This is a genomic window from Sphingobacterium ginsenosidimutans, from assembly GCF_039536865.1.
Taxonomy (GTDB): domain Bacteria; phylum Bacteroidota; class Bacteroidia; order Sphingobacteriales; family Sphingobacteriaceae; genus Sphingobacterium; species Sphingobacterium detergens.
The window spans coordinates 12645-34056 of record NZ_BAAAZK010000004.1 but is presented as its reverse complement, the minus strand read 5'-3'; the positions used below and the strand labels follow the sequence as shown (position 1 = coordinate 34056).

Sequence of the window (21412 nt, the reverse complement as noted above, 5' to 3'; positions counted from 1 at the left end):
TCGCGCCACATTTGGGATGTGGAGGTCGTAGGTTCGAATCCTGCCACCCCGACTAAAAAGCTCTAACGAAAGTTAGGGCTTTTTTTGTTTCTAGGCGGGATGAGAACCTACGACCTCTTAGGGACTATAAGGTTCGATCCGGAGGAGCTTTATACACTAATTTTCGATTTCCGCGAGGTGATCACCTCCTCGCTATTGCTCTTCTTGGCTCCATTATTGTATTAATTCTTTGCCGATAGCGAGCAAAGGAGTCGGGTATCGTGGAAACTGGATGGATTTTTTCCTGACAATTTACCTAATGTGGTCGGAATTCTTTAGTTTTGGCTATCTAATTAGTGAAAGATCAAACTATTGTCTCCTCGGCAAAGGAAAGGTTGGAAAAACTCAGAAATACGAACAAACAATGACATTGAAAGAAAGAATCGGCGACAATTACCTGAAATACCTGTTTACTGGGGTACTTTCAGCTTTGCTGGTTACCGGCTATGCGCAAGAAGTTGAGAAACAGCAGAAAGAAAAGGGCCAACATAATCAAAAAGGGATTGAAGGGCAAGTTCAAACGATGGATTCCATCGACGTCGTACGCGACTACCGACCGATGCTTGCCGATGCCGTCAAGGTGCGCCGGAGCCCAAATATGAAGCTTATCGACCGCGACGCGATCGAGACAGAGCTGCGCCAGATCGCCACCAGCACTTATTTGGCGCAACAAAAATACAAACAGGCCTATTACCATGAGTTGATGAAACGTCATCCGGACGCTTCGCAAAGCAATATCGACAATTACCGCATCAGCTATCTGGCCTATGGGGCCGGCGAATACAAAAGAGCGAGCGGTATGATGGAATCGATGAAACCTTCGGATGCCTTTTATCAAGGAGCGATCATGACTCTGGGCCATATCGCCCTGGAAACGGGCGACAAGCAGGCGGCGCGAAATGCCTTCGTCAAAGCGACGAAACTGGATCTCGATAGGCAAGTGAAAGCCGATGCACTATTTAACTACGCCAAAGTCCTTCTTGCCATGGACTCCACACAAGCCGCACAAAAAATCCTCGAGAAATATATAGCCCAGGAAGATAAACCTGCTGAACCGGGGGTAAAAAAACAGGAAAGTCCGGAATCACTATCAGCTGAAATCTTGCGGGGGACGACCAACTTTCATGCTGGGGTCAGCCTGCTGGAGTCGCTGAAGAAGCGAGGCCGGGAGGTCGATGCGATCTATCAAAAAGTAACTTACTACCGTGGACTGGAATTTTATAATGAGCGTGCTTTCGAAAATAGCATCTCCATGTTTATGCGTTCGGAAAAATTCCCGATCAACGCAGAAATGGCGGCCCTGGCTACCTATTGGAAAGCGGAGGCGATGTATGAAGTGCGCAAATTCGGGGAGGCCGTGGAAAATTTCTCCCAATTTCTGAGCTTGCCCGCTGCAAGAGACAACGCGGTTTATAATTATGCTAATTATGGGCTGGCTTATGCGGCCTACAGAAATAACCGTTTTGCGCTGGCGGCCGATTATTTTGAGCGCTTTCTGAAGGCTGGAGGAAGTACGGTGGATGAAAATATACGGTATGACGTGATCGCACGTCTGGGCGACTCGTATCTGTGCCTGCGCGATTACAGCCGGGCCAACAGCTACTATGATAAGCTGATTAACGGCAAAGCGCCCAATCAGGACTATGCCTACTTCCAGCGCGGCGTGATCTTTGGCCTGCAGGGCGACAATGAAACCAAACTTAGCACCTTGCGGTCCGTTCTGAAACAATTTCCATCATCCAACTATGCCGATGACGCGGCCTTTGAGATCCCTTACACCTATTTCACGATGGGCGATTATGAGAACGCGCTCAAAGGACTGCAAGGGATGATCGAGAAGTATCCGCGGAGCAGCTATGTCCCGCGTGCGCTGATGACCATTGGACTCGTGCAGTACAATAATGATGAACCCGAACCGGCCAAAGCTACCTTCCAGCAGGTGGTGGAGAAATATGCCCGAACTGCGGAAGCCGAACAGGCAATGCGTTTCATTGAAAACATCTACCTCGACCAGGGTGATGCCACAAGCTATATCCGCTATGCGATCGGTTCCAATGTCGGTAATTTGAGCCCTGCGGAGCAGGATGACCAGGCTTTCCAAGCAGCACAATCCCTCTTTGCCAGAGGAGAATACGGAGCAGCAGTGGAAGCAATCAACGCCTATTTTGATAAATTTCCGAAACCCAAACAAGTAAAATATGCACGTTACATCCGTGGGGTGAGTTCATACAAGACCGGACATCCGCAGGAAGCGCTACACGATCTGAATATCATCCTAAACGACTGGACGAGTAAGTATACGGAGAATACCTTGTTGACGGTGGCTGCACTGTATCTGGAGCTAAAGGAGTACAACGAGGCTATTGTGCACCTCAAAAAATTGGAGCTAAATTCCGAATACAAGAAAAACTATGGCTACGCAGTAACCAACCTGATGATCTGTTATTTCGAACTCGGCGATATGGAGCAGATGGCCAAATATGTGCAGTTTATAAAGGATTACGATGGTGCAACAGAGGAGGAAATTGCCAAGGCACACTTATACAGTGGTAGGGCCTTTCTGAAGGAAAAGAATATAGCGTCGGCCATGAAAGAGCTCAATCTGGCCGCTCTGAAGAGCCAAACGGCGGTAGGGGCGGAGGCGCGGTACCGTGTGGGACAACTGCAGTATGATAACAAGGAATACGATAAAGCCCAAGAAACAGCTTTTGATGTGATCAACAACAGGGAGACTCAGGAATATTGGGTGGCCAAGAGCTTCGTATTGCTTGCAGATACCTATGCGCGTAAAGGGAATGCTTTCCAGGCGAAGAGTACGTTAAAAAGTGTGATTGAAAATTATGAAAAAGACGATGATATCGTCCCATCAGCAAAAGAACGTTTACAGAAATTGAACAATAAGTAACAGCAATTTTTTGGCGATTGAAAAAGGGCTGTATCAAAATAATTATTTTGATACAGCCCTTTTTGTTTAATTCTAGCAGTCAATAAAACCCAAGATCAACAAGTTATAGCAGCAGCATTTCTGAAAAAAGTTTAGGTAGCAAATGTTAGAAGGACGAGCTTCCCACTAGGGGAAGCTAATTTCGTTCTATTTCCTGCATGATTAACGAGGGCTCAGATAAATATTTTCTTAATTTCCTGATCGGTAAGTAGGTGAACAAAATCGATAATACACCCGCGAGTAGCGCATCTAAAATAGCCATTGCAGTCGCATTTAACTTGTAGTGTGTAGATAGATTATGTTGTGCCAGTAGCAGACATAGGAATACCAATAAACCCGTTACGAAGCCATGGATAATACACAGCTTCGTAATAAATTTATTCCTGTTCAGCTCACTGTCTACTGTTAATGCGATCGATTCCTGTTCTATGGCTGCGATCACCCGCTTGATAATGTCCATTGTAAGAACAACAGGTAAAAATATGGCCATAGGCAATGTCAGTCGAGCCAGACTTTGTGGGCCAGCAAAAAAGTGTGTATATCCAAGCTCCTGAAAGCTGGCGTAGGCAACCAGGAAATTGAAGAATACATTTGGGAGGATATAATAAATTGCGCGCTTCCTCAAAAAGCGCTTGAGCGTTGTTTTTTTTATTTTCTTTGATTCCGTAAACTTCGTCATGTGGAGTGCTATAGGGATAAGGTCATGATTGCGATCGCCTTATCTTTTATTTTAATCGCTTCTTCTTTTGGTAAAAAATCTTCATTGGACATAAACGTAAAATCCATTTGTTGATTGAACGTCGTTGCAACCAAAGTATTTGAATTCAACCAGGGGAAAGCCACTGTTGGACTGTATATGGTCTCCAGAGTGAAGTTGTTGTACTCGTTTGAAATCTGGAGCTTACCCATATTGGATAGCGTGACGTCATGTCCTCCTGGGCTCGATTTTAACATAGAAATCATGCGCTTCACGAGCGGGTGCATCTGTTCCCCCATCCAGAGTAGCTCTCGGGCATCCATCTTTTCTGTTTTTTGTGTGAGCACCGTTTTGATATCTTTTGCAGTATCCACGACATTATCATTTCCCTTTTTTAGAGAAAGTTCCACCGTTGGTGCAAAGGCAAACATGTGGTCCTGTTTGATTTCTGGAATAAAGTGCCGGATATCAACCGGGCTAATCACTTTATTTTTTGCAGCTTTACCTTGCACCTCCCGAAAAGCTTGCATAAATGCCGTGCATAGGAGCGCATGGACAGAAATGCTTTGATCTTTACAGCCTTGGGTTATGGCAGCAGTTGTTTCTGCATCCAGTTTCCAGTGCATCGCATAGTTTTTTCCTAAATTTCTTTTTCCGCTCTTTCGTTGCAGGAAAAAGAAAAATCTTGCCAATAGCAAATAGAACTTGGCTTTACGTGATTTTTTTTGGAGCTCAAAGCCCTGCGGCAGGAATTCATTAACCGATTCAAAGAGCTGGTAAGGCTCGAGTACCTTATCGGGGTTATCCAACAGGCCAAGTAGCTCCCGCATCAACGTGACAATACTGGTTCCATCACAGACACAATGTGGTAACACCCAAAGCAGCTCCGAAACGGAGTTACCTTTGATCCATACCAATTGGGCTAGCGGTTTATTGTCCTCTTTAAAGGGGCGATACCATTCCCGTTCCGACTCTGTCAGCCAATCCATATCCGTTTGACGTTGGACAATATGGAGTGGAATAGATTCTATATCCTCTTTGACAGCAAATCGAGGCTGCTGTGCATCCTCTATGCGGATAACCGATCGGAGCAATGGATGTTTTTGCTGAATTTTGGTAAGGGCATTCCGAAGATGTTCTTCGGAGATCTCCCCGCTTATCTTGGCGGCAAATACACAGTTTAAGGGTGTTTTAGTATCAACATACATGATCCGTTCCACCATCATTAGTTTTCTCTCGATCATGATGCTACCTGGTAATCTAATTGTTGTTTGATCTGATCGATGATCTCATCGCGAATGGCCAATGCTTCTGCCTGTGGTAAATACCCCTCACTTCCCATAAAGGAGAAATCCATTTGTCCACGAAAGGTGGAGGTGACCATGGTCGTTGTATTGCCTAAAGGACCAATGACCGAAGGACTGAAGATTGTTTCCAGGCTGAATGCCCGATATTGATCGGGGATCTGTATGCGTCCCAAATTGGAAAACATGCAGTCATTGGATGACTTGCCCCGTTTTAAGAGTCTGGTAAAGTTCTTTAGGGCATCGTGGGCAGATTCCATGACCATCATGGTGATATAAGGATTGAGCTTCGCTGTTTTGCGTTCCACGTCATCCTGCATCAACCGGAGGTTATCCAAAAAGCTCATTTTTTGGTTCGAAGACATGACAATCATTAATCCGAAAGCAAAAATATGGTCATCTTTTATCTGTGGTGTAAAACGCCTGATATCTACTGGACAGGAAACTTTATTGAATGCCGACGTGCCACGTACTTTCCGGAATGCCTGCAATACCATGGCCCCCAGAAATGTGTTGACCGTGACATCCAATGACTTGCAATGAGAAATGAGTTGCTTGCTGGTGGTTTGGTCAAACTTCCAATGAATCAGATAGTCCGTCTGCCGATCGATCGCTTTTCTGCCGACCGGAATACATTTAATAGCTAAAGCTGCTAATCGGCCAATTGTTTTTGCTTTAAATCGCTTCTTACCACTCTGTAAGATATGTTCGGGTACGACATCCTCAATACCAAGGATCGGATTTTCCAGTCCGATTTCCGCGGCCGGATTGTCCAGTACTTTTAGAAATTCATACAATAATGCCATGGCCGAGCCACCATCACATAAGCAATGATGGAATACAAATAGCATATCTGAGACTTCTTCCCCCTTAATCCAGACAAATCGGATTAAAGGTTTCGTCTGATAATCGAAGGTCGAATGCCATTCCTTTTTGGATTCCACTTGCCAGTCGTCTTCACTTTTTCGGTTTACTAACCGTATCGGAATCGATACGGTTAGTTCCGGAACCTGAAACCAAGGTGTATTTTTGTCATCATGTTGGATAAGTGCCCGCAGCCAGGGATGTTTTTCCTGTAATCGGCTCAAGGCGTATTTGATATCTTCTTCGCTGAAAACACCACGTAGCCGAAAGGGAATGACGGCGTTGAAGGGTTCAGTTCCATCCCCCAACAGCATGCGCTCACCAAATAATAGTTTTCTTTTCATCGCCTACACCTGTGCCAATGTCAAACATTCTTGTTTCACAAAATCTTCCAATAGCGCTACCGCCTGGTCGTTACCGCCAGCGGTTAGAAAGGTCTTTTGTACCTCCTTGGCGGCATTTCGATAGATCGGGTTTTCCAACAATTCAAACACGGTGTCCCGCAATGCATCTATACGCATACGTTTGTATCGGATGCTAAGCCCGCAACCCGCCTGCTCAATAAGTTTGGCTGTATGAAAATGATCATAGGCGATTGGTGTGATCAGCATGGGTAAACCATTGGTAAAGGTGTCGTTCACCGTATTGAAGCCCCCATGGCAAATAACCATATCCATGTGTGGCATCAAAGCGGATTGGGGAACAAAGCCACTCACAATAAAATTGGAAGGCCATTCTTCAAATATTTCTGGTGGGGTAGCGGCAATAATTGTCACCGGCTGATCGGCAAAGGCCTCGATCAGTTTACCAAAAAATGCTTTTCGAATATCCACGAGCAGTGTACCTAAGGATACAAATACTTTTGGAGTAGTGCTGGCGGCCAAACGTTCCCAGTCAAAAGGGGTATTGTTTGGACGACCTTTGACCGGTCCGACAAATTTCATGTGTGGCGGTACCGTTTCAAAGCCGGCAAAAGCTTGTGACGTAAATATCAGGTTGAGCTGATGGGAGTGTATAAAGATACCTTCATCATAAATTCCCACGGCCTTTTGAAGGTCTTTGATCAGATTTTGCTGCCACTCAAATATCCTAGGAGCACTCTTTTCCGTGTCGCCCATGACATCCGGTGGAACGGGAGTTGTTGTCACACAAGGGATCTGATGTTTATGTGCAAATAGTGCACCTCCAAAGGTGATGCAGTCGTTTACGATCACATCAGGTTGCCATTGGCCGAGAAGACGTTCCAATCCCGGCATCATCATTTTCGCGATCGGGACATAGGTTTCTTCCAGCGCCAGTTTCATGACTTCGGGACCCGAACAGGAGGGGCCATCATCCTGACGTTTCAATAGCTGTTGGAGTTCCTCCTGAAAAGGTACTAGATCCGCTTCAGGATAGATATAACTTCCACCTTCGGGGATATGATGATCAGCTAATGGCGTTATGCCAAACCACCGGACTTCATGCCCACGGGCAAGGAGGCTTGCACCTACACTCAATGTTGGGCTGATATGTCCAAAAAATGGTGGAACAACAAAGAGGAACTTAGCCGGTACATCCGCTCTTGAAGCGATAGGGGCGGCAGTTTTTTCCAAGAGGTCTGCTGCGGTTTTCGTGCCACCCGCATCGACAAAAGATTGACGGACGGTATGTGCAGCTTCACGATAGGTTGGATTATTCAAGATGGTATGGACACTGTCTTTTAAATGATGTGCTTTAAAGCGATTGAAATTCAGTCGTTCACCGGCACCGGTACGCACTACGCGACCCGCGACATGTGACTGATCGTAAGCGATCGGGATGACCACAAGTGGTAGACCCTGTGAAAGAGTTTCGGAAACCGTGTTATGGCCACCATGGCATACAACAGCATCCAGATGTGGTAACAGATCCAATTGCGGGATTTGTTGATAAACCATGAAGTTTTCAGGCCAGGCATCAAATAGCTGCGGATCTGAAACAACGACGACAGTCAGCTCCTCTCTCGCAAATGCATCGATAACCTTTTGGAAAAATGCTTTCTTATGGTCGTGATCAAAGGTAGTACCAATACTGACCAGGATTTTTTTTCGGTTACTAGCATGTAGTTTATCCCAGTCAAATACAGCCGATACCCGACGTTCGGACAGGACAGGTCCTGTGAACTGATAGTTTGAGCTGAGATCCATCTCCCCAAAGAAATAACGGGACGTTAAGACAAGCGTAAGCAAATCCGAGCAATCCAAAGATTTATTTCCAGTTACCCCAAGTTCCTGTTGCAAAGCAACGATCTGCTTTTCTTCCCATTCGTGTACCTTTGGGAGTTCACTAACAATTTTAATAGCTGCGGGAGCCGTGACAGTGGTCGCATAGCGGAGCCCCAGTTTTTTTGCAGCGATGGATGCCGCAAATAATTGATGGTCACCAATCACGAGATCAGGTGCAAATGTTTCTAATAAGGTAAGGATACCTTTATAACAATGTCTATTTAAAGGGATAAGTACATCTTCATAAAGAAACTTGATGCTATCAATACCATAGACGATCTTTTTTGAAATGATATCGAGGTACTGTTCACTTTCTTTTTTTTCTTCATCCGTCTGGTCATATTGAATAAGCAAAAGCTTTCCGCCAGCTGGAAGTTTATCAGTTAAGTTTTTGTCGAGACTGATCCAGGCCACCTCATGTCCTCTTTCCAATAGTTCAGCACCAATGCTCAACGTCGGATTGACATGACCTGTCAGTGGGGGGACAACAAACACAAATTTAGCCATGGTTTTGTAATAAAGGGTTAGATAAAAAATCAACGATAGTTTCAGCTATCTGTGTAGGTTCTTGTATGGGGATATTGTGATCTCCCGGAATGAGTTCAAGTTGAGCACCAGATATTTTTGTTTGCAGCCATTCCCCCGTTGGTTTACAGTTTGATGTATCTCCATACAACAGTAAGGTGGATGGCGGTAATGTTGCAGTATCCATTTCATGGAGGAAATATTTTTCCTTGATCATATCAGCTTTGATGCTCGTCTGGTTGAATAAAAATTCGTAAAGGCGATGATTTTTTTCAAATTGTCGCTTACCCATTTTCCTTTTCGTTGTATCGGTAAAATTGGCAATATAATGTTCCAGAAATTCCTTACTATACTCATCGATGATGTTGCGTGCTTTTTCATCCTGTGGATCCGGAGCCTCCATAACGACGAGTCGTTCCACACGGGTAGGGATCTGCAATGCCGTTTTAAGCGCAATTAGTCCACCAAAACTGTAACCCAGCAGATGGACGTTTTGAAGTTGTAGACTATCCAACAAAGCAATCAGATCCGATGACATATTTTCAAGATCATAGCCTTCCGATACACGTTCACTCATGCCATGACTTTTGAGATCATACATGACCACGTGGAAATGCTGCGCTAGGATCGGAGCAATATTAAAATAATAAATAGAGAGGTTGCTGAACATGCCGTGGATCAGTACCACGGTATGTTCAGCACCTTTATTTAGTTCTTGTATGTGAACCTTTCTGTTGTTGACCGTAATTATTGGCATTCGTAGATATAATTGATGATCATACGGAGGTCAAGATTGATCAGTTGATCCAGGTCCATCGAAGATAACCAGCCTGTGAAATCAATCTGGTCACCAAAATGTGCCTTGATTTTCTCTGAAAAAGAAACAATTTCTATGCTGTCCATTTCGAGATCCTTTGTGAAGGAACTTTCTGGTGTGATATCCATCTCTTCTACAAATTCTTCGCCGATAACTTCTGTTATAAAGCCTTTTAATAAAGCGAATAATTCTTCATGATTCAATTTTAGTGTGGTGTTTACAGTGTCCATCCGATAATATAATTTTGGTGTTTGATCGTTTTTATTTCTATTTGATTGATCCAGAGATGATCTCCCTGGATGCGTTCTACTTCATATCTTTTTGGGTTGCCCTGTAGGCCAGTCCCCAGAAATTTTCCGTAAGCTTCTTTCGCTACCCAAAAACGGGTCGTCCATTCCGCCTGATCCCTGTCTTTTAGCAATTCCATTTCAGCATCGGTAAAGACCAGTGGGTAAAAACCGGTACTACGCTCCTCGATGAGTTCCATGTCAATACCTACAGATCTGTCTTGACGGGCGATAGCTACGGCATCTTTTCCCTTGTGGGCCAGTGACACATGGATATCTTTAGTCGCATCGCCCAGTAAATAAGGTTTACCGATTTCATCCGAGCGGATCTCAAACGTAATAGGATAGCAGGGAAGGTTTTTCTGATGGTTCAGTAGCTGGCGTACAGCATCTTTTACCGCAACACGGCTTACCATCCAACTTTTTCTGCGGTTGGGCAACAATTGTTGGTAGTGTTGTTTTTCCGTTTGGTTGAAATAGCGTTTCAGGATAAAGTCCCAGGAAGCGACACGGGTATATGCCTGGTGGAAAAAGAAAACAGCTGGTGCGATTTCCGCTGAGAGACGGTTGTGTAATGGCGACATGGAAACATTCCACAACGCTTCGTCGATTTCCAATCGTCTATTTTGCCATCCTCTGATTGAGCACCATACTTTTCCGTTTCGTTGGAGCGTAATGTTTGCGATAGCAAATTCATCGTTCAGCTCAGTCAACACACAGGTGCATTCAAACAGACCGTCCTGGTTATGAATCTCATCGAAAAACTCGATTTCTTTGATTTTAACGGGGAATGCAATGCGATCTTTTGTTAGTGTGAGCTGAAGCCACAAACCGAACAATTGTCCCGCATTATCCAATAGCGAGCCCTTTCCACCATTACCCTTGATCTTGCCCCTGATCCCCTTTTTACCTACAGCGGTTACCTCCATAATCCCTTGATAGGCTGTTCCATGGAACATATGCTTATCATAGATTTCTTCGGAAGTACGCGTGATAGGCAGAGGTTCACCTATGGAAAGATCAAACTGTGGTGCGACGGGATATGCTGTAGACAGTGCTACCTCTGCATTTGCAAAATTCTCGATATCCAGATAGGCAAGTTGAGCGGAACGCCATTCGCCCTTGACCATTTTCTCAAAAGGTTTGGCTACATTCATCCATTGGAACACGCTCACATGCATGATCTTATGGATCTTGGTAGCAGGTTGTTCCGCCTGAGCGATTTCGGCCAGCAATTCAAAAATCATGGTCATCGGAATCACCGGTTCCATGTCCGCTACTTCTGGCCATCCCTGTGGTTGTCGCAGCAGACTATGATCGATCAGGTAAGGATGGCTGTCCAAATTGACCTGTAGTATTTTTGAAAAATGTCTGTCTACAGGTTTTTCTACGACAACGGGCTTGGCGACAGTTGCTGCACTGCTAGGAGCAGGCCGGTTCTGAAAGAGTGTCAATACTTCTTCCTGCATCCGGATCATATCCGCGATATTCTCCTGAAATGCCTGTACCAATGGATGATTGCTCTTTACAGCTGTTCCCGAGGTCAGTTGTGGCTGTACTGTATCAAAAGACTTTCCTAAGCTCTTGACCGCATCAAAATTACGGACGATAGGCGAACCGAGCTGCAACTTCATGCCTTTGTTTGTCGCCTTTTTTATATGATTTTGTACCGCCAGAAAATCCAGCGCCACCGTTTTTCCTTCTACAAATAAAGCCGCAACGACACGTTGTAGCTGAGCAAGCGCCGAACGTGTTACCACACTGGATGCTAGGGTGCTGAAAGCTTTTCCCTTTAAGGTATCGTCAATAAAGCCGATCAGTCCACCAGTACCCACCTGGATAAAGAACCGGACTCCCTCGTCATACAGCTTTTCCGTTAGCTCGCGGAAACGGACAGGTTGGACAAGGTGTTCGGCACTCAATTGGCGGATGGCCTGTTGATCCGATGGATATGGCATCAGCGTGGTGGCCGACCACAAAGGGATTTTGGTTGGCTGAAACTGTACTTTTTCCATACCTGCCAAGATCAGATCGAGCTTGTCTGCCACAAAAGGCGAGTGAAACCCCGACTGGAATGGCAGGATCTGATGGAATATCTGTTTCGCTTTCAACTGAGGTACAAGCTCCTCTAAAGCGGTATTGCTGCCGCATAGAATGACCTGATGTGGACAGTTGTCATTGGAAACATAAATATTAGGAATTCCAGCAATCAAAGGTGTAATTTCCTTCAGCCCGGTTCCGATGGCAATAAATTTGGAATCCTTGAGTTCAAAAGTCTTCGGGTTCAGGACATCAATAAGATCCTTGACCGAACTTGCTTCAGCTAGTTCCGAAGAATAGCCAGCCAACCATTCACCTAAGCTATGCCCAGCATTCATGTCTGGATATATTCCCAGTTTTTTTAGGGAATTGTCCAAAATGCTGCAAGAATTGAAAATAGCCAACGCATCATTCAGCAGTCCTTCACCTTCGGTTTTTATAGGTGCAGTCAGTCCAAAATAGCGGCTGACCGAGTCTACCTCTCCCTTCGCTAAGCCATCTAAACCAGGGAAGACGAAGGCAACCTTGCCCCCCTCTTGTAATAATGGGGCGGAGGTATACCAGATATCCTGCTTGTTGCGCCAAGCTTTATCTTTAGAAACGATTTTGATTGCCTTTTCAATCCGTTCTGGGGTTGGATCAAATAGGGCGATACGATAATGGCCTTCACCCACTGTCGTATCGTTATGCTGTAAAGCAGAAAGTAATTCCGCATGTGTTGGTCGGGCAAGTAACAATACGGGATCTTTTTTAGGCATATCATAGCCTGTTAAGACCACGTGTGCGTTAATACCGCCGAAACCAAAAGCATTTACCGCGGCCACCTTGGGCAGACCTGACTTTGACCAGCTTTTTGCTTCCTGCACCGGAGCAAATCGCGTAGTCTGCATATCAGCGGTCGGGTTTTCGCAATAAAGGGTTGGTGGTAGTGTATCATGGTGTAGCGCCAAACAGGTTTTTATCAGGCCCGCGATTCCTGCCGCAGGCATGGCATGACCAATATTGGATTTGACCGAACCGATTCCAGCGACTGGAGCAGCGTCTTCTTTACCGAAAAACTGCGACAGTGTCTGTAGTTCAGTTTTATCTCCAAGAGGTGTCCCTGTACCGTGTGCTTCCAGATAGCCGATCTGTTTTTTGTCCAGTTCAGCATTTATCCAAGCCTGTTGTAAAGCTTTTAATTGTCCTTTCACCGATGGACTCATGACGCTTGTGCCATGACCATCGCTGCTCACGCCTACACCTTTGATGACAGCATAGATTTTATCCTGGTCACGTACAGCATCTTCGAGTCGCTTTAATACAACAAAACCACAGCCTTCACCGATGAGTAAGCCATCGGCATCCATGCTGAAAGGTTTGATCTGCTGGTTGTGAGAAAGGGCTCCCAATTGTGCAAAGATACTCCAGAAAGCTGCATTTTGTCCTGTATGTACACCGCCTGCAATCATGATATCACTACGGCGACGCTGCAGTTCCTGTACAGCATGGTCTACAGCGATCAAAGCGCTGGCACAAGCAGCATCTACGGTAAAGGCCACACCGCCAAGATTGAAGCGGTTGGCAACAAGCGAAGCCACAAGATTAGGGATTAAGCCCATAGCCGTATCAGCGGCAAAGCGCCCCTTGCGTTCCTGGAATGCTTGTTTTACCTTTTCGATATCAGCAGCTGGCACCTGCGGTAAAAGTTCCTGTAAAAGGGAAGAAATCTGTTCGCCAGTACGTACAATTTCTATGGCACGGGTAGCCCCCGGGCCAGTATAATTTCCTTTCCCGATCACAATTCCCGCCTTTTCCAGGGATACCTGTTTTTGGAATACGCCGGCATCTTCCAGCGCTTTCTGTACCAGATCAAGCGTTAACAGGTGATCCGGCTCGGTTCCCTCAACGGCAAGTGGTAAAATGCCAAATGCCGTTGGATCGAACACATAGTCAGAGATAAACCCACCACGTTTGCAATAAAAGCGATCTACAGTCCCCGGACCATCACTAAAATGGATAGGGTCAATGCGATCGGATGGAGCAAATTCAGTGGAATCGACCTTATTAATGATATTTTGCCAGAACATATTGGCATCCTGTGCCCCCGGAAAGACACAAGATAAACCAACGATGGCAACATCTGTTTTCTTCATAATCAATGGATATGACGGTTTACCAATTGTTGCCTGACATAATTAACACTTGGCTTTCCGTACCATACCTGATCTCGTTAAGGAAAATTTCCTTCCCTTCATCCAAAGGAATAAGGGAGATGCCACGGCGTTCATATTCTGTTTCCAATGTCTGTGAAACCATGCCGGCACCTTTCCAAGGCCCCCAATTGATCGAAATAACCTTTCCTTTCAAGCGTTTATTCAGTACATTGGCATAGTCATCCAATACACTGTTTGCTGCCGCATAATCTGTCTGACCTTTATTGCCATAAACAGATGCTATACTCGAAAATAAGACAACGAACTGACAGTCCGAACGTAGTTGTTCCGCCAATACGCGTAATGGTTTTACTTTGGTGTCAAAGACACGTCCAAAAGAACTGGTTGTTTTTTGTTTGAACAGTTTATCTTCCAGCAAACCGGCACCATGGATAACACCATCGAGCTGTCCATATTGTTCATAAATCTGGTGGAGTAAGGCCGTTAATCCAGCCTCATCACAGAGATCCAATGATTCATAAACGACAGTGTTTCCTAGACGTTCCATATCGCGGATAGTCCGTAGGATCTGATTGTTCTTATAGATGCGAAGGGTCTCTTTCTCAATTTGTGCTGGTGCATGGAATAGTCCTGATTGAATAAGATTAGCTCTGATCTGTTCCTTGGAGGTCATTGTTTCCAGTTCTTTCGAGATCGGGATATCTTTTCTTGGGTCTGCTGACCTGCCCACAAGGATGTAAGTACAAGGGTAGGAGGCCGACATATGTTTTACCAATTCAGAAGTGATCCCCTGTCCACCGCCAAGTACAAGGACAACAGATTTTTGATCCAGCTGGATTTGCACTTCTTCGTTGCCTGTCGACAGTGGTGAAGGAATAATATCGAATGTATGACGTTGATCATTCTTGTAGATAACCTCAACGGTTTTATCGGTTGTCAAGATTTCTTTTAGTGCGATTTCAGCGATCTGATCTGTTTCCTGCGGTGTGCTTAAACTGATCAATCGACAGCTGGTCTGTTCAAACTCACGAGCTAAACTTTTAAACAGTCCCGGGTAACCCTGGTAGTGGCGTAAGGCATGTGTATCATTTGTTTTTTCGACATGTGCCGGAATATCAGAGATTAAATAAACCCATTTGGCCCTGTCCAGATCCATTTTTTTGATCAGATCAACTTGATCTATAATATTATGTTGTACTGTTGCTGAAAATATGTCGGAGATAATTAGCCCATCGAAGACAGCAAGATCATTTTCCGGATTGACCAATTCGGCGATAGCACCATGTTTTTCGAGCATGGTTTTGATGGCTAGTGTCTGTTGCCCATGATCAGGAGCAATGGCAAAACGTTTGCCTTGTAGAATTTCTGTATCTTGTGCTGAAGCAGCATCTGCTGGTGTCAGGTCAAAACGAAGTCTGGACAAGAGACTCTGCTCAGGAGCTGTATCGCTAACTTCACTGATCCAGGAAGCAAGGCCGTTAAGGGTTTTAATCGCGGCTAAGGTTTCCATTAGATCTTCGGCGTGTTCGAGATCCTCCCCAAAACCAATTTTGGTCTTCAGTTCAGCAATGATTTCCATCCGTTTAATGGAGTCTATGCTCAAATCCGCTTCGAGGTCCAAATCCAATCCTAACATTTCTTTGGGATAACCGGTTTTTTCGCTGACGATATCCAGTATTGCTGTTTGTAATTCTGCAAGGGAGAGTGAAGACTTGTTTGTCGTTGCGCTTGCAGGTGTCGATACTGCTGCTGGAGTACTTGTTGCTGGTGCCGCTGTTGCGCCGCTGAATTCTGTTAACCAGGAAACCAGGCCATTTAAGGTTTTTATGGCAGCCAATTGTTCCATGATTGTATCTTCATTTGCATGATCGAACTTTAGTGTCCCAAGCTCTGTACGCAATGTTCCGATAATTTCCACCCGCTTGATTGAATCAATGCTGAGGTCGGCTTCCAGATCCATTTCCATACCCAACATCTCATGTGGATAACCGGTCTTGTCGCTTACTACCTGCAACAATAAAGTTTTAATGTCTTTGGTTGCTGTTTGTACAACTGTTGCGACAGCGGAATTTTCACTGAGAGCTGGTTGAATAGGAATCGGGTTAGAACGATCTGCAGTCACATTTGGTGCAGGGCTCGAATAGACAGGCATCGGTGTTACTTGAGGGTTTTGTCCCAAGAAGGAAAGCATAACATCACGTTGCGCCTGGATCAGCATTTTCATGCTGTTTAAATATTCTTGCAGCATACGCTCAGCAGCAGGTTGTGCTTCTGTTGTTGCAGCTATAGGGTTGTTAAGGTTGCTCATTTTAATGGGGCTTACTATTGGCAATGCGCCATTGACAGGTAGCGTTCCTGTCGTTGGATGTGCAGCTTGTCCATTGACACGCCAGATAGTAGGGTTTTTCTTATATAAGTTTGGTTGATCTAGCTGGATTGGTTGAATCTGACGGCCTTCAAAAAGTTTATCAATAGCGAAATTGCGACCAGTTCCCAAATATTGTGCAAGCATACAGAGTAGGTGCGTCAATTTGTTGCGGTTGCTATCCTCTACGTACAGGGTCAGTTGATCTTGCTCCAGACAAGATTTGGTCAGGCCCGTCAACACTTTACCTGGACCTACCTCAATAAATATCCGTGCGCCATCTGCATACATGGCCTGAAGCTCCTCAACAAAGCGGACAGGTTGAACCAGATGATCAGTCAGTCTTGCTTTTATTTCGGATACCGAAGTAGGATATAAGCTTGTTGTTGTGTTTGACCAGACCGGTAGTCGCATTTCTTGGAATGGAACATCCTTCAATACATTCGCATAAAGCTCTTTCGATCTAGCGACTAAAGGACTATGAAAAGCACAGGCCACCTCTAGCTTTTTAGCAGAGACACGTTCCTGTTTTAGCAGTTCCATGAGTTTCCCGATAGCGGCTGTGCTACCTGCAACAACACATTGTGTCGGAGAATTGTAATTCACCGGATAACAGCCTTCCACGCGATTGAGGAGTGCCTTCAACTGTTCCGCATTTGCGTTAACAGCAACCATGGTGCCGGGATCTCCATTTTCGACCGAATCCAGGATGGATTGAGCCCGCTTGCTGCTCAGTTCAACTAATTGTTCTTCGTCAAATACACCAGCGAAACACAATGCCGGTAATTCACCGTAACTATGGCCTGCCAGCATATCTGGGACGATACCCAATGACTGGAGGAATTTAGCTAAGGCTAAATCGACGATCCCCAAAAGTGGTTGCGCCAGACGTGTATCTTTAATGATTTCCTTTTGTTTTTTCAAAGAATCGGCATCAAAGGTAGTTGAGGGGAAGACCACTTTTTCCAGTTCAGGATACTGGGCGATCAGCTTTCGCATTGCCGGAAATACCACAAAGAGATCACGGGCCATATTGATACGTTGACTACCTTGTCCCGGAAATAAGAATGCTGTTTTACCTTCGCGTTTATTGACTATAAAGGTGTCTTTGCTTTCAATACCAGATAACACCAATTCGATTTTCATCATTAGGTCTTCGGCTGTATCGGCAACAATGCTGAGCTGGATCTCTTTTTTAGAAGCAACAGCTAAGCTATAGGCGATATCTTCTAGCGGGAGGCTATCGTTAATATCTAACAGTGCTTTTACCTGACCCAATTGACCCTTAGCTTCGTCGTAGCTGTCGCCACGGAAAACAAATAGTTCCGATGGCCAAGATTGCAATGCAATTGTACTATCTTCCTGCGGATGATTCGCAATAACAGCGTGGAAATTTGTTCCACCAAAACCAAAGGCGCTGATGCCAGCATAACGTCTTTTTTCTCCCCATAAACCTGTTTCGGCATGGAAAGCAAAAGGACTGGTTTGGGCATTATAATATGCATTCGGTTGTTGAAGGTGAAGTGTTGGTGGTTTTACACCATGAAATACAGCTAGGGAAGCTTTGATTAAGCCTGCCAATCCGGCGGCACATTTTGTGTGACCGATCTGGGTTTTGACCGAACCTAAATGCGTTTGTGCTGGTAGGGCACCCGACCGGCTGAATAAATTGGTCAGCGCACTCAGTTCTGTTTTATCACCAACAACTGTTCCTGTACCATGCGCTTCAACCAAGCCAACGGATGCTGCGCTGATACCTGCTTGATTATAGGCACGTTCCAGTGCGCGTACCTGACCGATTTTTCGGGGAGCGGTGAGGCCTAAGGCTTTACCATCACTGGATCCGCCCACGCCTTTGATAACCGAGTAGATGCGGTCGCCATCGCGTACAGCATCTTCGTAGCGTTTGAGCACCAATATCGCTACCCCTTCGCCAAGAGCAATTCCATCCGCATCACTGTCAAATGTAGCGCATCGTCCTTTACGTGATAGCGCATGTGTGCTGGAAAACATCAGGTAATCGTTGATTCCATTATGGAGATCCGCTCCACCCGCAAGCACCATATCCGATTTGCCCAGAATAAGTTCCTGACAGGCGAGGTCAATCGCTGCGAGGGATGAGGCGCAAGCAGCATCTACTGTAAAATTTCGGCCGCCGAGATCCAGTCTGTTCGTGATCCGGCCAGCGATAACATTTGCCAGTATACCAGGGAATGAATCTTCAGTGGTATGAGGCAATGCTTCCTTCACTTCTTCATGAAGTTCTCCGAATACCTGTTTGTAGTATCCTCTAAAGCTATAGCTATTGGCGAGGTCATTGCCACCTTCAGCACCGATGATCACGGAAATGTTTTCACGGTTGATTTGTTTTTCGCCATAACCGGCATCCTCCATGGCACGCTTGGCGACCAATAGCGTCAACAATTGTGTTGGTTCAATAGCTGCGAGCGATTGCGGTGGAATCCCGAAAGCTAAGGGATCAAAATCAATTTTCGGAATAAAACCACCCCATTTTGAGTGCGATACGTCCGGACCGTCTGCGTCAGGTTTATAGTAAATCTCTTTGTTCCAGCGTTCATCTGGAACTTCGGTAACGCTATCTTTTCCAAGGATAATATTGCGCCAAAATTCTTCCAGATTTTTGGCTCCCGGAAAAATACACTCCATTCCGACAATGGCAACGTCCAACGGTTTTTCGCTGGAAAGTGGTTCTTCCGGTAATATTGCTTCATGGATATACTGCTGGTTGTCGATGCCGACATGTTGATGCAGCGCGTCTAGGGAGATCACCTTGTTCTGCATGGTTGCAATCTGGCCGATCATATACATACCCAGGTCCAGTTGTTCACTTTTCGGGATGTCGACCAATTTATCACCTTGACGGTCTACACCTTTAGCAGCAATACGTAAGCGGCCGACGTTTAATTTTTCGAGTTTTTCCCAGACTTCTTTTTTATCTACACCTGCAGCCAAGAGTTTGGATTTCTCCCGGTTGAAGTGTTGTGCAAAAGCCGTATTCAAGCAACGAGTTTCATGCCCTGGTGCTGTCTCCAGGAGGACAGTGTCCCTGGCTTGCATGGCTTGCAGCTGAAATTCTTCCTGAATTGCACCTGTACTTACAGCCTCTTGCGTATAAAGATATGCTGTTCCCATCAATACACCGACTTTTACGCCTCGCGCAGCTAAGGGAGCTGCCATGATAGAAACAAATGCTGTTGAGAAAGCATTGTGTATGCCGCCGGCAAAGAAAACACTGATCTGTTCGGGATGATCTTCTTTTAAGATACGTTCGATCTGTTTTTCCCAGAGCACAGTGCTCGAAAGAGGTCCTACGTGGCCACCGCATTCGCGACCTTCGAAAATGAAATTTTTGACACCCTCCTTTAGAAACATGTCGAGCAGGGCAGGAGACGGTACGTGTAGAAACGTTGTTATGCCTGCTTTTTCAAATACCCTAGCCTGTGCAGGTCGACCACCGGCAATCAGGACAACAGGAGGTTTAGCTTCCAGGATATAGGCCGTCTGTTCTTCACGCAATTCCTGTGGTGCAAAGCCTAAGATTCCCACTCCCCAGGTTTTGTTTCCGGCGAGTTGTTTGGTTTCCATAACCAAGGTTTTGGCTTTTTCACCACGGAGCAGGGACAGGGCAACAAATGGGAGTGCTCCAGCTTCCGCTACGGCATTGGCAAAAGCAGGGACATCGCTAACACGGGTCATGGGACCCTGTGCGATCGGATAACGCAGGCCTAGTTGTTTCGCTAATACATTGTCACTGTCAATCGGTTGTAATGCTTTCGCCTGCTTTAAATGGCCGTACATGGCTTCCTTAAATCCGAAAATAAGCTTTTTCAGTGTTCTGAAATCTTCATAAAGATCGATGGCCAAGGAAATGTCTTGCCCCATCGGGATATAACTCGTAGTAGGATTCAGGTCGGTAAAATATGCTCGGAGTTCGGTCGTGTCAACCTGGTCCGATAACACTGGAGAGTTTGGTCGCACCAATACGCGATGGTTGGCAATGATCTTGGTTTCCGTCCCGTTTAATTTTCCACAGAGTGTTTTGAAGTCTTGGGGAACTGAACTTTCAGGAAACAGCGCAAGTTGGCTGTCCAACACAATTCCAGTGGCACCGAGGGATTTTGCGGCAGCAGCGGTATGCAGACCTATGCCGCCCTGTACCCATACTGGTATGGACTGGATTTCTTTGATAATCCGTTGGAAGAGTACAAACGTGGATTCATATCCAACGAGACCTCCAGCTTCATTTCCTTTTATGATAATTCCTTTTGCGTTAAGCTGTTCCGCTTGTATGGCTTCTTCCAGACTACTGACCTGATACACTATAGACAGGTGCGGAGCTGTGGGAGCTGGGGTGCCAAAAGGAAGAATGACGACGCTTACTTTCTCCGGAATTTCAAGGGATAGAAGTTTATCATTTGGAAAATAAATTCCATAAGTAAATAGAGCAGTCTGATCAAGTTGATTCAGTGCTTCCTGAGCGTTGGCTAAGTCGTGTCCCAAACTTAGTACGGGAAATGCACCCGCTTGATAGAGTTTGGGCATGAGATTGACGTCAGGCTTTTCAAAAGGCGTTAATCCAATAATGGTTAAATTTTTCATGCATTGATGATCTTGAAAATATAATAGCAGGAGATCCCATAACAAACATCAAAATCTTAGTGGTTTTGATAGGAGGGTTGTTATGGTAGAATAAAAGTAGTTAATTTCTATTATATTTTTAACAATAAAGGTAATTTGATAATGATTTTTTAACAAAAAAGTAGTAAATGCTTGAGTATTATTAACCAAGAGGCTACAAATTTATTGAAATTCAGTTGTATATCGTTTTTTAGGTCTGTGTTTCGAAAATAATAAATATTTTCTTATAGTTGTAATAACTAAAGGGATAATTTTATCTCATAAAGCTTTTTTGATTGTGTTTTATAATAATAGGTTGTCGTTTTCGATTTCTATATTATTTGTTTGCGATCCTTCTCGGCAGTTGTGAAGTGAATAAAGCGTATGAGCGCTTTGATTATCTTGCTTCCTGCATGACTTTTATATTTAACTATTTAATTAAATATGAATAATAGGTAATATCTTTCAATAGATCAGCTGATTAGTTTTA

10 protein-coding genes are annotated in these 21412 nt (G+C 45.0%); 1 reads left to right on the top strand and 9 read right to left on the bottom strand.

Going from position 1 to position 21412, the window contains the following annotated elements; translation table 11 throughout:
- Positions 1–463: 463 nt before the first annotated feature.
- On the bottom strand, positions 464–754 hold the full coding sequence (locus ABFX33_RS09025) for a hypothetical protein (protein WP_346085623.1): 291 nt from the start codon (positions 752–754) through the stop codon (positions 464–466).
- A gap of 84 nt (positions 755–838) precedes the next feature.
- Between ABFX33_RS09025 and ABFX33_RS09020 the strand changes: the two genes are divergently transcribed.
- Entirely contained in the window at positions 839–2944 is a 2106-nt protein-coding gene (locus ABFX33_RS09020; protein WP_346085621.1) for a tetratricopeptide repeat protein, read from the top strand.
- Between the two features lie 175 nt (positions 2945–3119).
- On the opposite strand, the gene ABFX33_RS09015 is transcribed toward ABFX33_RS09020, so the two are convergent.
- Genes ABFX33_RS09015 through ABFX33_RS08980 form a run of 8 tightly spaced genes read right to left on the bottom strand, consistent with a single transcriptional unit; the run spans position 3120 to position 20904 of the window.
- A complete protein-coding gene (locus ABFX33_RS09015; protein WP_346085619.1) occupies positions 3120–3662 on the bottom strand; it encodes a hypothetical protein in 543 nt (180 codons plus the stop codon).
- Positions 3663–3670: 8 nt separating this feature from the next.
- A complete protein-coding gene (locus tag ABFX33_RS09010) occupies positions 3671–4924 on the bottom strand; it encodes a condensation domain-containing protein (protein WP_346085618.1) in 1254 nt (417 codons plus the stop codon).
- Positions 4921–6192 (bottom strand): condensation domain-containing protein, encoded by a 1272-nt coding sequence (locus ABFX33_RS09005; RefSeq protein WP_346085616.1) that lies wholly within the window; start codon positions 6190–6192, stop codon positions 4921–4923. Before ABFX33_RS09005 ends, ABFX33_RS09010 begins: the two co-directional genes overlap by 4 nt.
- A gap of 3 nt (positions 6193–6195) precedes the next feature.
- Positions 6196–8601 (bottom strand): glycosyltransferase, encoded by a 2406-nt coding sequence (locus ABFX33_RS09000; protein WP_346085614.1) that lies wholly within the window; start codon positions 8599–8601, stop codon positions 6196–6198.
- A complete protein-coding gene (locus ABFX33_RS08995) occupies positions 8594–9376 on the bottom strand; it encodes an alpha/beta fold hydrolase (RefSeq protein ID WP_346085612.1) in 783 nt (260 codons plus the stop codon). Before ABFX33_RS08995 ends, ABFX33_RS09000 begins: the two co-directional genes overlap by 8 nt.
- Positions 9367–9666 (bottom strand): acyl carrier protein, encoded by a 300-nt coding sequence (locus tag ABFX33_RS08990; RefSeq protein WP_120262284.1) that lies wholly within the window; start codon positions 9664–9666, stop codon positions 9367–9369. Before ABFX33_RS08990 ends, ABFX33_RS08995 begins: the two co-directional genes overlap by 10 nt.
- Positions 9654–13898, bottom strand: coding sequence for a type I polyketide synthase (locus tag ABFX33_RS08985; protein WP_346085611.1), 4245 nt, complete (start codon positions 13896–13898; stop codon positions 9654–9656). The genes ABFX33_RS08990 and ABFX33_RS08985 overlap by 13 nt, the downstream gene beginning before the upstream one ends.
- Positions 13899–13917: 19 nt before the next feature.
- Positions 13918–20904 (bottom strand): SDR family NAD(P)-dependent oxidoreductase, encoded by a 6987-nt coding sequence (locus ABFX33_RS08980; protein WP_346085610.1) that lies wholly within the window; start codon positions 20902–20904, stop codon positions 13918–13920.
- Between the last annotated feature and the right edge of the window lie 508 nt (positions 20905–21412).